Annotated in this window: 13 protein-coding genes; 2 read left to right on the top strand and 11 right to left on the bottom strand. The window is 65.7% G+C overall.

Annotated elements, in window-relative coordinates:
* Nucleotides 1–177 precede the first annotated feature (177 nt).
* Both AC5P6A_RS16995 and acuI read right to left on the bottom strand, forming a co-directional pair.
* A complete protein-coding gene (locus tag AC5P6A_RS16995; RefSeq protein ID WP_346715070.1) occupies nucleotides 178–2,970 on the bottom strand; it encodes a UvrD-helicase domain-containing protein in 2,793 nt (930 codons plus the stop codon).
* Between the two features lie 150 nt (nucleotides 2,971–3,120).
* Nucleotides 3,121–4,110, bottom strand: a complete 990-nt coding sequence (acuI, locus tag AC5P6A_RS16990) for an acrylyl-CoA reductase (NADPH) (protein ID WP_134730819.1) — start codon at nucleotides 4,108–4,110, stop codon at nucleotides 3,121–3,123.
* Nucleotides 4,111–4,211: 101 nt separating this feature from the next.
* Here acuI and AC5P6A_RS16985 point away from each other — a divergent pair, with 101 nt between their 5' ends.
* Nucleotides 4,212–4,565 carry a winged helix-turn-helix transcriptional regulator gene (locus AC5P6A_RS16985; protein WP_019660307.1) on the top strand — a complete coding sequence of 118 codons (354 nt, stop codon included), beginning with the start codon at nucleotides 4,212–4,214 and terminating at the stop codon, nucleotides 4,563–4,565.
* A 133-nt stretch (nucleotides 4,566–4,698) separates the two neighbouring features.
* Here AC5P6A_RS16985 and AC5P6A_RS16980 read toward each other — a convergent pair whose 3' ends face one another.
* The 9 genes from AC5P6A_RS16980 to AC5P6A_RS16940 all read right to left on the bottom strand — a co-directional run bounded on the left by AC5P6A_RS16980 (nucleotide 4,699) and on the right by AC5P6A_RS16940 (nucleotide 13,147).
* Nucleotides 4,699–5,169 (bottom strand): outer membrane lipoprotein, encoded by a 471-nt coding sequence (locus AC5P6A_RS16980; RefSeq protein ID WP_346715069.1) that lies wholly within the window; start codon nucleotides 5,167–5,169, stop codon nucleotides 4,699–4,701.
* On the bottom strand, nucleotides 5,166–5,732 hold the full coding sequence (locus AC5P6A_RS16975) for a putative periplasmic lipoprotein (RefSeq protein ID WP_019660305.1): 567 nt from the start codon (nucleotides 5,730–5,732) through the stop codon (nucleotides 5,166–5,168). The genes AC5P6A_RS16980 and AC5P6A_RS16975 overlap by 4 nt, the downstream gene beginning before the upstream one ends.
* Nucleotides 5,733–5,932: 200 nt before the next feature.
* Nucleotides 5,933–8,074, bottom strand: a complete 2,142-nt coding sequence (locus tag AC5P6A_RS16970) for a TonB-dependent siderophore receptor (protein ID WP_346715068.1) — start codon at nucleotides 8,072–8,074, stop codon at nucleotides 5,933–5,935.
* Between the two features lie 236 nt (nucleotides 8,075–8,310).
* Nucleotides 8,311–10,014, bottom strand: coding sequence for an ATP-binding protein (locus tag AC5P6A_RS16965; protein WP_346715067.1), 1,704 nt, complete (start codon nucleotides 10,012–10,014; stop codon nucleotides 8,311–8,313).
* Nucleotides 10,015–10,231: 217 nt separating this feature from the next.
* Nucleotides 10,232–10,414, bottom strand: a complete 183-nt coding sequence (locus tag AC5P6A_RS16960; RefSeq protein WP_058981376.1) for a hypothetical protein — start codon at nucleotides 10,412–10,414, stop codon at nucleotides 10,232–10,234.
* 10 nt (nucleotides 10,415–10,424) lie between these two features.
* On the bottom strand, nucleotides 10,425–10,673 hold the full coding sequence (locus AC5P6A_RS16955; RefSeq protein WP_019660301.1) for a hypothetical protein: 249 nt from the start codon (nucleotides 10,671–10,673) through the stop codon (nucleotides 10,425–10,427).
* Between the two features lie 253 nt (nucleotides 10,674–10,926).
* Nucleotides 10,927–11,196 carry a hypothetical protein gene (locus tag AC5P6A_RS16950; RefSeq protein WP_019660300.1) on the bottom strand — a complete coding sequence of 90 codons (270 nt, stop codon included), beginning with the start codon at nucleotides 11,194–11,196 and terminating at the stop codon, nucleotides 10,927–10,929.
* Between the two features lie 196 nt (nucleotides 11,197–11,392).
* Nucleotides 11,393–12,604 (bottom strand): MFS transporter, encoded by a 1,212-nt coding sequence (locus AC5P6A_RS16945; protein WP_019660299.1) that lies wholly within the window; start codon nucleotides 12,602–12,604, stop codon nucleotides 11,393–11,395.
* A 246-nt stretch (nucleotides 12,605–12,850) separates the two neighbouring features.
* Nucleotides 12,851–13,147, bottom strand: a complete 297-nt coding sequence (locus AC5P6A_RS16940) for a hypothetical protein (protein WP_239502473.1) — start codon at nucleotides 13,145–13,147, stop codon at nucleotides 12,851–12,853.
* A 130-nt stretch (nucleotides 13,148–13,277) separates the two neighbouring features.
* Here AC5P6A_RS16940 and AC5P6A_RS16935 point away from each other — a divergent pair, with 130 nt between their 5' ends.
* A complete protein-coding gene (locus AC5P6A_RS16935; protein ID WP_019660298.1) occupies nucleotides 13,278–13,535 on the top strand; it encodes a hypothetical protein in 258 nt (85 codons plus the stop codon).
* Nucleotides 13,536–13,555 lie beyond the last annotated feature (20 nt).

The raw sequence follows: 13,555 nt of genomic DNA, 5'->3' as shown, positions 1-13,555 counted from the left end.
TTTCATTCAATGCGATTTCTGCCAATAGTCGGCTGGACAGCGGTCAATGGCAAGATAGTTCGGCGTTCCACGGGACCTCACCCCCTAACGCTAGGCCGAATCCGGCCCAGCGTTAGGGAGGGGGCAGAACGCCGGATTTTCTACTTTGAAATGCACCGGGAATTGGGGGGGCAGTCTCTATCTCAGTGAAGCCCTTCGAACGAGGTCAGATGGCCCGGACCCCCGACGCCCATCCTTCGGCTTGTTGTGGCACAACGGATAGCTGGAGCACGACCGGAAGGCCCCATGCGGCCCATTGCGGTCCACGAACACGCCCACCTTGCACACCGGGCAGCGCTCTTCGTGGATGGCCGCGCCTGAAATCGCGGTCACTTCCACTGCCCCGTCCTCCACCAGCTCATCCAGGAACGGCGAGTGCCTGCCCTGCACGGTGAACATCGCAACCGATCGTCGTGCACGCGTCAGCGCGACATAGAACAGGCGTCGTTCTTCGCTCAGCGGATAGGTATCACCATCCGGCATCGCCAGCGAAAGCACCGGGTCATCGGCGCGCAGGCTCGGGAAGCTGCGGTTGATCATAGCCGGCAGGATCACGTATTCCGCCTCGCGCCCCTTCGATCGATGGGCGGTCAGGAACTCGACCTCCATCGTGCTGCCAAAGGCCGTCTTCCAATCCAAAGGCATCGCGCTGCGGTCCGCGCGATACCGCCCTAGAATGAATACAGTCACGCGCCCGTTGCGGCCCTGCGGCACTGCACCTGACAACAGTTGCTGGTGCAGCTTCGAAAGGTACTGGCGAACACCATCCTGCAGCTCCTCACGCCGGTTCATCTGGAACGCCTGCAGCACCGGGCCGACTGCCGGCGCAGCAGAGCGGACCTTCTTGGCCATCTGCGCGGGGTTGCGGCTGATGAAGCGGCTGGAAACATCACACAGTGCCTGCGGGCAGCGGAACGTCTGCTCCAGTTTCAGCACCTGGCCATGCCCCATCCACTCGCGGAAACCGGTCATCACCGAAACGTCGGCGCCAGCGAAGCGATTGATCGACTGCCAGTCATCGCCCACCGCAAACAGATGGCGGCCCGGTTGGCTGACCAGCGCACGGCAGAGGCGCGCACGGGCGCGCGAAGCGTCCTGGAACTCATCAGCCATCACCAGCTCGTAAGGCGATTCGTAGCGGCCCTGTTCCAGCAGCCCGGCCGCCATGTTGAGCATGTCTTCAAAATCGATGCCGTGCTCGTCAGCCAGTGCGTTGTCCCAGGCCTGGAAAACAGGGCTGGCGATCTCCAGGAAGCGTCGATGCCGTTCCTTGAACTGATCTTCGGGCATCTGCCGCAGGCGCGCTGCCATATCGTCCAGCGTCAGGCAGTTGCTCTTGGCGTGCGCAATGAAGGTCCGCATCAAGCCGATCAGGTCGGCATCGGGCATCGGCCTGGCACCCTGGTCAGGCAGCTCGCGATCCGGGTTCGGGTCGAGTTCGACACCAGACGCACCCAGCCGCTCGGCCAGATCCTGCAGGGCCTGTCCACTGCGCAGGCCGAACGACGTCGTTTCGACCACTGCGGTGCCGCGTGCCGCATGCTGCGGCCGCTTCCAGTGCATCCCTTCGTTGTAGTTGGGAAAGTGCTTCGGCGGCTGGCCATCGGCATCCAGCGCAAAGTGCTCGTGACAGAGCCGGGCGTCCGGATAGTAGAAGTCCGGGCGATACTGGCGATGGGTATCCGTCGCGGTATCGAACTCGTAGCGCCGCTCGTAGTCATACGCCACGCCGTTGTAGAACAGCCAGTTGGCGATCACGCACTCTTCCAGGCTCTTTACCCGCTCGCCCTGCAGTGTGCGGATGTAGGGCGTGCCATCGCGGTCGTAGCCATCGGCCTCCATTTCCGCGCCGAATGGCGGCAGGTCGCGCCCGAACACCAGGCGGAACATGTCCCACTGGGTGCGGAAGTGGGTCGAGCGATCCTTCAGGTCGTCCACCAGGTCGGCCAGCTTGTTGAAGCCCAGCGCCGCGTCGACCGCCCATTCCGGGATATCCGGCTTGCGCCCCGTGGCCTTGGCGATGATGGACAGGCCCAGGGCGTGAAAGGTCCGGGCCTCCACTACGGTGTCGCCCATGCCGAGCCGGCTGAAGCATCGCTGTGCGCGCTCCTGCAGCTCCTGGGCGGCATCCTTGTTGAAGGCGAGCATCACGATCCGTTCGGGTTCGACAAAGCCGCGATCAATGGCATACGCGGCCTTGGCGACCATCGTGGAGGTCTTCCCGGAGCCGGCCGCGGCCACGACCTGCACGCGGTTGTCGAAGCAGATGACGGCGCGAGCCTGCTCCTCGGTCAGCGGCCTGCTCTCGACCCGGTCCAGGAAGGGCTTGGCCAGACCCAGTTCGCGGGTCGCCATTGCCTCATTGGCGTCCGCCCACACGGCGGGCCAATCCAGCTGCCAGTCGTGCAGTGCGTCCAGCGCGATGCGGTGGCCGGGCGCGTGCAGGTCGTCGTGCAGCTCCTCGTCGAGGAACAGCTGCTCCAGCTTGGCGGGCGGCAGGGGCAGGGCGGGGCGGTCGGCCAGCAACGCCTGCTGCTGTTCGTACGTGATCCAGCGGCGTCCGGTAGTACCTCGGTCGGCAAGCGCATCTGCCTCGGCCAGCCACGCCTGGATCTGCGCCAGAACGTGCTCAAACAGTGCCTTGCGCCCCCGCTTGGAGCGCGCGAAAAGCACGTGCTGCACGGCAGCGGCAAGCCGGGAGCCCTGGCTGTTGGGCAGCCCATCCACGGACAGTGCTTCACCGCGCTCGGTCGTCAGTTCGACCCTGGACCAGAGCACGCCGCGAACGACCCGCACGCTGTGTTCGTTCGCTACATGCTGGCGGTACTGCCTGCCGTCGATCAAAAGCGCGACCTGTTCGCCATCCAGCCGCAACTGCCAGTCCGGCGAGCGGGTCACACGCTGGCCCCAGCCCGAGGGGCGCCATTCCATAGACATCCAGATACTGCCTTGCGTACGTCACCGGGCGTAAAGCGCCCTTGCCGCCCCATGATAAGGCGGCTTGGCATGGCACGCTGCGTTTCCGGTCACTCGCACACGCGAGCCAGCGATGGCATTGCACCCTCGCCAGCGCGACAGGCGTCAGGCGTTCACATCCACGACGATGCGGCCGCGCACCTTGCCGGGGATGATCTGCTCATAGACATCCAGCACCTCGGCCAGGCCGATCTGCTGCACGGTGCTTTCCAGCTTCCGCGGATCCAGGTCGGTCGCGAGCCGATCCCAGGCGCGCTGGCGAACCTCTTGTGGCGCATTCACCGAATCGATGCCGGCAAGGGTCACATTGCGCAGGATGAAGGGCAGCACCGAGCCGTGCAGCGCATCGCTCTGGGCCAGGCCACAGGCGGCCACGGCACCGCGGTACTTCGTTTCGGCGATGGCATTGACCAGCGTGGTGCCGCCGGCCACATCCACCACGCCGGCCCAGCGCTCGGCACTCACCGGCCGCTCGCGCGGCTCCGAAAGCTGCGCACGATCGATGATCTCGGCCGCACCCAGGTTGTGCAGATAGTCGGCGTGCTCCGGTCGCCCGGTGGCGGCCACCACGCGGTAGCCCAGCCTCGAGAGGATCGCCACCGCGATCGAGCCGACGCCGCCGTTGGCGCCGGTGACCAGCACATCGCCCTGTGCAGGCGCCACCCCGGCATGTTCCAGAGCCAGCACGCACAGCATGGCGGTGTAGCCAGCGGTGCCGATGGCCATGGCGTCGCGGGTGCTCAGGTTGTCGGGAATCCGGTTGAGCCACTCGCCCCGCACGCGCGCGCGCTGGGCCAGGCCGCCGTGGTGGCCCATGCTCAGGTCCCAGCCATTGAGCACGACGCGATCGCCTGGCTTGAAGTTGGCCCTGCTGGATTCCAGCACTACGCCTGCCAGATCGATGCCGGGAATGAGCGGAAACGTCCGGATGATCGGACTCTTGCCGGTGAGGGCAAGCGCATCCTTGTAGTTGAGCGTGGAGTACTCGACCTGTACCAGGACGTCGCCGTCCATCAGGTCGGCCTCGTCGAAATCGACCAGCTCGGTCGAGAGCTGGTTGTTCGTCTTGCGGGTCAGCAGTGCTTTGAACGTCATGGATGGCCTCACATTCATGGGATGGGGCCATGCTAGGCTCGCGCCTCTATCGCAACAAGAACGACGATTTTCCGCAGGTACTATGGTTTTCCGGAGTATGCATGCGTAGCAAACGGTGGGACGGCAAGAGTGGTTGCGCGGTGGAAGTCACGCTGTCGGTCATCGGTGGCGTGTGGAAGCCGATCATTCTGTTTCACCTGATGACCGGCAAGCGGCGTTTCATGGAGCTGACCCGGCGGGTGCCCAATGCCACCCAGTCCATGCTCACCAGCCAGCTGCGTGAACTGGAAGCAGATGGCGTTGTGATCCGCCACGTGTACCCGGAAGTGCCGCCGAAGGTGGAATACGAGCTGTCCGAGTTCGGCCGCACGCTGGTGCCGGTGCTGCTGGCCATGCGCGAGTGGGGAGAAACCTATCGCGGCCATGGAAGCACGGAAGGCGATTGCCAGGGTTGAAGACACTTCCGGTTCCACTGCGGCGGCGCATTCCGGCCGGATGCGCTCGCGCTTACACGCAATACGGATGGGTTGAATGACACCACCCGTAGCGGCTGGAGCGATGCCCCTGGCAGGAGGGGCACCACGGGTACTACGGAGCAGCTTTCGGTTGACGCGGATCGGCAATGATCCGCGAGGGGGATCCATACAGCACCAACACCTGCGTGCCGGTGCTGAACACCGGGTCCGGGCCCTGCACAACGGTCATCAGATTGCCGTTCTCCGTCTGCACCACGTACTCCAGGCCCTTGGCCTGGGAGAGTGCGCGTTCAGAGGCCGCACCGGCAATCGCGCCTGCCACCAGGCCGCCAATGGCGCCGATGGCCGCTGTCTGGTCGCTGCCGCCGATGGTGGAGCCGGCCACCCCGCCAGCCGCAGCGCCGGCAACGGCTCCGCCTCCCTGCGAACCGTCGATACTGACCGCGCGAACGCTGATGACCGTACCGCCCACCGTGCGGTTGACCTGTCCCACCGAGCCGATGGAGTAACTGTCGGTGCGCACGTTGGGTGCGCAGGCCGTCAGCATTGCCGCCACCGAAGCGGTCAGCAACGGGCGTCTCACGGCGCTTCCTGCTTGTTGGGGAACATCGGCTTGGTGATGTCCACGGTCTCCAGCGCCTGCAGGAACTGGGCGATGTTGTTCTGCGCCGAGCGGCTGATGGATTCGCGAGCGCGAATGACACCGGCAAATGCATAGTTGAACGGCACCTCGCCGGAAGCGCTGACGTCCTGGGTGTAGACGATGCTGCCGGTGGCACGATCGATCAGCTCATAACGGGCGATCGTCTTTGTGGTCATCGATGCCCCGAAACTGGGAATGTCAATGGCCAGGATCTTCACCGACAGGCTCAGCTTCACCGGTGCATCGTCGCGGAACACCGCCATTTTGTTCAGTGCTTCGGTCAGCGCGTTCTGCCACATCTGCGGCACTTCGTGCTGGGCCTGCGCCGGGATCTTGCCTTTGGCCTCGTCCGGGCGTGCCAGTGTGACCGTCAGCGACTTCAGCTCACCGTCGATCTTCTTGCTGCTGACCCCGACGTTCGGCACCGAGAAATTGAGCGGCGGATTGGTGGTGCAGCCCACCAGCGACACAGCGAGGATCGCTGCGAACAGAAACTTCTTCATCCATTTTCCCCTGTGGTTACGCTGAAACATCCATGGTGTGTCTCGTGCTCGTCCGCAACGTCCGTGCTGCACCGCGTGCTTTGCCGCCGGCGACCTGCTGGTGTGGCTGAACGCGCGAAAGCATACCTGAATAGGGGGCGCATGCGCGGCCCGCCCCGCGGCTCGCCTGAATTCCTAAAAGGGGGGACCGGAGGAATGGCTCAGAAGCGGTAGGCCGCCTGCACATACACCCGTCGCGGCTCGCCCGGGAAATGCCCGTTGCGCTCGATGAAGCCGCTGGCTGCGTACACCTTGTCGAACAGGTTCTTGACGTTGGCCTGGAACTGCCACTGCTTCCACGTGGTCTTCCAGCTCATGTCGAACGCCGTGTAAGCCTTGACCGTCTGCCCATCCAGGCTGACACGCTGGCCCACATGGTCGGCGCCGAAGCCAATGGCCGAATTGATCGACGGCAGGTCGTAGCGCGTCCACAGGCCGAGCTTGTTGCGTGGCGCATTCGCGAAGCGGTCTCCGGAGGCATTGGTGATGCCGTTCGGGCCGGCATCCTTCACCCGTGCGTCGTTGTAGGCGTAGGTCAGGTTCACCACCCAGCGCTCGGTCACGTCGGCCAGCAGGTCCAGTTCCATGCCCGTGCTGCGTACCAGGCCCAGCGCGGCCAGCTGGTTGACGCCGTCCCGCACTTCGCCGGTGGCCTGCACGATCTTGCTGCGGTCGATGCGGTAGGCCGCCATGTTCAGGGTCACACGGTCGGCCAGCAGGGATTTCAGGCCGATTTCCCATTGCCTGCTGCGCTCAGCGTCGAAGGGCCCACCGGCTGCCGGATTCTGGTTGGCGGCACTCTGCGGCACGAAGCCGCTGGCGATGTTGGCATACAGGTTCACGCCGTCCCGGACGGTAAAGGTACTGCCCAGCCGCCAGCTGAGGTCGTTGCCATCCACGCTGCCACCAGTGATGCGATCGTCGTCCTGGAAACCATCCCAACGCAGTCCGGCCAGCACATGCCAGCGCGTGCCCAGTGCCAGCTCATCCTGCAGATAGCCACCGTAACGCTTGCTGCGGGTGGCGGTGCTGCGCCAGGGCAGGGCGGCCAGGTTGTAGTCGTGCCAGGTGCTGGCGCCATAGACCGGGTTGAACAGATCGATGCCGCGCACCGGACCGGCGCCGCGTGCCAGGTCGGCACTGTTGGCGGTCTGCGCGGTGAAGTCGGCGTCGAGCTGGTAGACGTCGGCGCCGAACAGCACCTTGTGTTCGATACGGCCGGTGTTGATCCGCCATACGGCATTGCCGCTGGCGGTGAACGCCTCGTTGTCGCGGATCTGGTTGCGCAGCTGGCGCGTCATCCACTCGGCCACGCCATCGCGGTCACGGTCGATCAGCCCCATCGGTTCGTGGTACATCTGGTGCTCGTTGTTGCTGAACCAGCGCGCAGCAATATCCACGTCCAGCGTATCGAGCGGTGCGAAGCGATACTGCGCCAGCGCCACCCTGGCGCGCATGTCGAGGAAATCACTGGCCTCGTTGTGGTTCCATCGCCGGTCGGTCAGGAAGGTGCCGGCATCGTCCACTGGGACGCCCCGGAGCCGGTTGCCGCCCAGGTTCTGGGTGATGTCGGTGAACTGCAGCACCAGCTCGCCGGTCTGGCCAACGTCGAAGGCCAGCGAGGCGTCGCCGATCACGCTTTCGCTGTCGGCATTCCAGCGTACGCCCTGCTCGCTGTCGGCATAGAGGCCGGCGCGATAGCGAATGCTGCCGCTGGCATTCAAGGGGCCGGTGCCTTCGATCGACCCGGCGCGGAAGTCCTTGTCGCCTGCCTGCAGCTCGATGCGGTGTTCGGCGCGCGCCTTGGGCTTGCGCGTCACATAGTTGATGACACCGCCCGCATCACCACCGCCGTACAGCGCACCGGCCGGACCCTTCAGCACTTCCACGCGTTCGATGTTGAACAGCTGCGGTACCGAGAAGCCTGCATAGGGATCACCGCGCAGACCGTCGTAGAGCACGTTTTCCTGGCGGAAACCGCGCAAGGTAACGCCGGCATAGCTGAAGAAGCTGATGCCGCTGATGCTGCGATACAGGTCGGTGACCTGACGCGCGGCCTGGTCGTCGATCAGCTCGCGCGGCACGACCTGGATCGACTGAGGGACCAGTTCCTGAGGCGTGTCAGTGCGAGTGCCGACAGCGGCATCGTTGGCGCGGTACAGCGTCTGCGCGCGGCCGCGGACTTCGACCTTGTCCAGATCCTTCGGGGCGTCGGCTGGGGCTTGGGAGGCCAATGCAGGCGTCGCCAGGGAAAGGGACAGCGCCGCGCAGAGCGCGTTCTTCAGAAGGGCGGGAAGGGGCATGAGGGAGTCAGGATGGGCTGCAAATGAGAAAGATTAGCATTTGCAAAGGTTCGTGGCCCATCCCCCTTGGTGCGCTGTGGACGCAGGCTCGGGTGGGTGTACGGTGTGCCCGGCAAAGCCACCCGCACACCGGTGCGGCCCCGCACGTGCCATCAGCGGTGCGAGGTCGGCGACAAAGCGTCCGCGCTGGAGTCCTCACTGGAACGCGGATTCGGTTCGCTTCAGCAACGCGCCCGCTAGGGCGATGCCACCACGGCCTGCGCGCGGCGCGCGGCCTCGGTCATTACCGAGGCCAGCTGCTTCAACGAGTAAGGCTTGCGCAGCAGGGTAAAGCCGTGGCCCGGATCCCGGGCAAGCAACTCGCTGTAGCCGCTGGTGAGGATGACGGGGAGCTCTGGCAGGCGGTCGCGGATGGTGCGGGCCAGATCCAGGCCGTTCATGCCCGGCATCACGACGTCGCTGAACACCACGTGGAAGCGCGAGGCATCCCGTTCCAGCTCCGCCAAGGCCTCGTCTGCATTGCGCGCAAGCATCACGCTGTAATCGAGCTCGCGCAGGGCGCCAACCGCAAATTCGGCCACGTCGACGTTGTCTTCCACCACGAGCACGCAGACGCCGTGGCCATGCTGCAGCCCCGATTGCGCCGCCGGCCGTTCCGTCGTTTCTCCTGCCTGCGCCAGCGGCAGGTACAGCGTAAAGCGGCTACCGGCGCCCGCCTGGCTCTGCACGTCCACCTCGCCTTCGGACTGCTTGACGAAACCGAACACCTGGCTGAGACCGAGCCCGGTCCCGGCACCGACGCTCTTGGTGGTGAAGAAGGGCTCGAAGATGCGGTCGACCACTGCAGGGTCGATGCCTGCGCCGGTATCGGTGACACTGATGGCAGCAAAGTCGCCCTTCATCGGGGCGGCGAAGCGCACCGAAGGCACCGCAGTGACCTGTTCCACTTCGATGGTCACCCTGCCGTGCCCGTCGATCGCATCGCGGGCGTTGACCGCGATGTTGATCAATGCGGTGTCGAGTTGGGTCCGGTCCAGCAGCACCGGCAACGGTGTACTGGGCAATGACAACGATACCTGGATGCGCGCGCCCAGAACCGTGGTGATGATATCCGAGAGCGCGCGCACGCTTTCGCACAGATCGAAGACCTCGGGCGACAGGCTCTGGCGGCGCGAGAATGCAAGCAGTTGCGCGGTCAGCTTGGTGGCGCGGTCCGATGCTGCTGCAATGGCCTGGATGTAGCGGCGTCGGTTGTCATCTGCCGGCCACGTGTGCAGGAGCATGTCCACCGAACCGGTGATGACCTGCAACAGGTTGTTGAAGTCGTGCGCCACGCCGCCGGTAAGCTGGCCGATCGCCTCCAGCTTCTGCGACTGGCGCAGCTGCTCGCGGGCGCGTACCAGTTCCAGGTGGGCTTCCCGCGCCTGCTCGGTGATCGCCGCGACCTGCCGGCTGTGCAGGTCGCGCTCGATCACCCGTTCGGTCTGCTCGCTCACCACGCACAGGATGCCCGCCACACTGCCGCAGCCGACGCGCAGCGGCGAATAGGAGAACGTCCAGAATGTTTCGCGCAGCGTGCCGTCGCGGTCCATCATCAGGGGCAGGTTCTTGAAGCTGCGGCTGGTGCCGGCAAAGGCATCGTTGACCGCCTGCGCAACGTCCGGCCACACATCGGCCCAGACATCCTCCAGGCGGTTGCCCATCGCGCCGTGCAGCTTTCCTCCCAGCAAGGGCAGGTAGGCATCATTGAAGAAGAAGGCCTTGTCTTCCTTGCCCCAGGCGAGCCAGAGGGGTTCGGGCGAATCAAGGATCATCGCCAGCAACATGCGGAGCTCGGCCGGTGCGCTCGCGGCAGTGGCCGAACGCGCCCAGTCACTGTCCTGCAGCAGTCGGTAGGCAAGCTGCTCAGGCGCCGAGACGGGCAGGGGAAAAGGATGCATGGCCGCCATTGGCGCAGGAAGGTGGCGCAGCATAGCCGAGTGGATGTCATGGCGCCCTGCACATCACCGGCATGAAGGGCATCACCACTTCGGTTGACGGGGCAGCGTTGCACCTCTGTCCTGCAGGTTGCCGCGATCGGGACCGCCGCGCGCTGCTCACTACGCCCGCGGACTCTGCCCCTGGCGGAAGGTCGCGAAGGCGGCCTGATCGCCGCGTCTAGTCCTCACGTGCGGTCCGCGCGGCGAGGGCGTCGCGGCCGGCGTCGGTGAGATCGATATCCCCGTCTTCCGCCTGTACCGCCAAACCCGCGTTGACTGCCCACGTCGCCGCGTCGCCGCGCACCGGTTGCGCAGCGGCGATTGCCTCCAGGATCTCCCGCTGTTGCGCCGTCATGCCCATGAGCCGGCCCTCAGATGCCCAGCAACGAGGTCGGTTGCCAATCCGACAGCCTGGCGTGGCTGACCGGTTGGTGGCAGCCGCACTCGTCGCAGCGGAACAGTGCTCCACCCGGAAGGTGAACCAGATTGTCTTCGCTGGCCGAACTGGTCGAGGAGCAATGCCGGCAGGTAACAGTGAGCGCAGTGATGCGCTGCACGCCGCCGGACAGATCGAACACGGCCTCGAATGCGCGAATGACAGGATGGGCAGTGTCCGGCATCTGGATCTCGACAGGGCAGGGAGGTTGGGAGATCGCATCGTCGCGCGTTGGCCGTGATGGCGCAGTCAGCCAGATGCATGGACACGATCAAGACAGGCGCGGCAATGGGGAGCGGTTCCTTTTCAGGGATCCTTTCCAATCAGGTCCCACGGCTTGTCACAGCCGTCGCGCTCGCTTGATCACACTCCACGCCCTTGTTGCAGCGGGTCCCGCAGGACAATGAAGGCGACAGAAGAAGTCCCGCCCTGCCGGCTCAGGCGATGCAGATCATCAGTACCGTGCACAGCACCAGCATCAGCACGAACACACGCCGGCTCAGCGCCAGGCACGCCAGATAGGCGGCCAGCGCCCATGCAGCCAGCAGCGCGCAGGCCACCAGCCACAGCCCGATGGCCATCACCGATCCGGCCGCCAATGCAGATAACGCGATGGCCTTGAACAGCGCCACGCCCAGCACACTGCCCAGCATGCCGGCCTGCAAGGCAATGGCATCGTGGTGGGCAGGAACGCGGTGGTGGCGCATTGCGGGTCCGGTGCAGGCCGAGGGGCGTCGGCTGCACTTTGCCCAAAGGCACATCCACGAAATGTGTTCATTGCACCCGAAGCGCGTGGTCGAGCATCCTTGGTGGAACACCCCTCGGCAGATTGCAGGTGTTGCCGGTACGAAGCGCCGTGCTGGTCAAGGCGCTGGCATCCACTTGCCTGTGAATGCCGGTTCTTCAGTGGCTGCCGGCGACGGCGGCCTTACGCTTCCTGTCCAGTGACACCGCCACGCACCACAGCAGCAGGCCGCCAATGGCAGTGGCCGCACCGACATAGCCGGTGCTGGCCGGGCTGAAGCCGGCGCTGATCGCCATGCCGCCCAGCCAGGGGCCGAGCGCATTGGCAGTATTGAACGCGGCGTGGTTGGAGGCGGCCGCCAGCGTCTGTGCTTCACCGGCCACGTCCATCAGGCGGGTCTGCAGCACTGCCGCCAGCGCGCCCATGGTGCCGACGGTGATGATCATCGGGCCGATCGTCCACACGGACTGCGCGGCCAGCGGATACAGCAGCAGCATCAGGATCGACCACAGCAGGACCACGGCGGCGGCCTTGAAGTGGAACCTGTCCACCAGCCAGCCACCGGCGATGTTGCCGATGATCGCGCCGATGCCGAACACGCCCACCGCCAGCGGCATCCACGATTCGGCCACGCCGGTGACCTGCACCAGGGTCGGAGCCAGGTAAGTGAACACGCAGAACATGCCAGCGAAGCCGACTGCGCCGATCGCCAACGCCAGCCACACCTGGGACGTGTTGAAGGCGCGCAGTTCGCGCATCGGCGAGGTGCGCACCTCGTCCGGATCCGGCAGCAGGAAGCGGGCGATCATCGCAACGGTGGCGATGGCCAGCACGCTGACCAGGGCAAAGGCGGTGCGCCAGCTCAGCTGCTGGCCCAGCCAGGTGGTCAGCGGGTTGCCGACCAGGATTGCGATCGACAGGCCCAGCAGCACCCGCGACATCGCCTGGCCGCGCTGGCCGGCAGGGCTGATCGCCGCGGCCACCAGCATCGCAACGCCGAAGTAGGCGCCATGCGGGAGGCCGGCGACGAAGCGTGCCGCCAGCATGGTGCCGTAATTGGGTGCCAGCGCGCTGGCGAGGTTGCCCACCGCGTAGAAGCCCATCAGCGCCAACAAGAGCTTGCGGCGCGGGAAGCTGGCACCCACGAAGGCGAGGATCGGCGCACCGACGACAACGCCGATGGCATAGGCGCTGATCAGGTGACCGACCTGCGTTTCGGAGATCGACAAGCCGCGACTGATCTCCAGCATCAGGCCCATGCTGGCGAACTCGCTGGTCCCGATGGCGAAGCCACCCAGAGACAGGGCGAGGATGATCAGGGTGCGCTGACGGGGCGTCAGCCGCGCAGCCAGGGAAGAGGTGGGGCTCATGCGGGGGCGCGACGGGGCGGGGGAGCCCCCCATTGTACTGCTGCACCGCAACAAGGGCAGCAGCGCTCAGGTAAATCAGCGTTCGATCAGTGACACGCCGCCCCCCGCTGTCCGTGCGGCCTGGTCAGATGCCCAGCGCTGCCCGGGCGTGCGCGCACTTGCAGCGCAGGCGCCCGGCCGTCGCCGCGTCGAGCATCGCCAGGCGCTGCGGATCGGCGTTGTCATCCAGATCGGCCCGCTTCACCTTCAGTGCCAGCGGTGGGCGGCAATGCGCGCGTAGTAGCTGTCCGCGTCGGGGGCCGCGGCGCGCTTGAGCAGGTGCAACGCCTCGCGCAGCGGGGCGGGGAATGCCTCGATGCGTGCGGCAAACGCCGGGCAGTCCTCGGCCACATCATGCAGCCACGCCACCACTTCGGCGTCATCGTCGCCGCGCACCGCAGCCGCCACCCGTGCCACATGGCCGATGTAAGGCTGGCCGGCCTTGTCCATCTGGCCGGCGTGCGCCTCGGTGGCCAGGGTGCGGGCAAGTGCTACCCAGTCCATATCGGTCTCGTTGGATATCGGCGCACAGTTTCGCGCAAAAGCAGGGAGCGGTTGTCGATGCGGCGATGACACTGCGATGGGCATGATGGCTGGGCAGGGGCGCGGCGTCGCCCCGAGGAGGAGGAGTTCGATGCAGGAATTCAGGCATGTGCTGGAAACCCGTGGCCGCTACCAGCTGGTAGCGGTGTCCCACGAGCCGGTGTACGCTCCGGGCGATGTGGTCGGCCATGCGGTCGTCGCCGACGATGGGGATCGTCTGACCGACCTGGTATCGCTGGCCGAAGCGCGCCAGTTGCTGTTGCAACGGGTGCGTGAAGAGGGCGAAGAGCCCGGGCTGGAGAACGAAAATCACCTGCGGAAAAAGGCGTCGCGCTGGCGCCGCCGCTAGGCCGTCGCGCCCTCGTGCGC

This window comes from Stenotrophomonas sp. YJH_SMC_20 (assembly GCF_059367845.1).
This window is presented reverse-complemented; position numbering and strand designations above follow the sequence as displayed.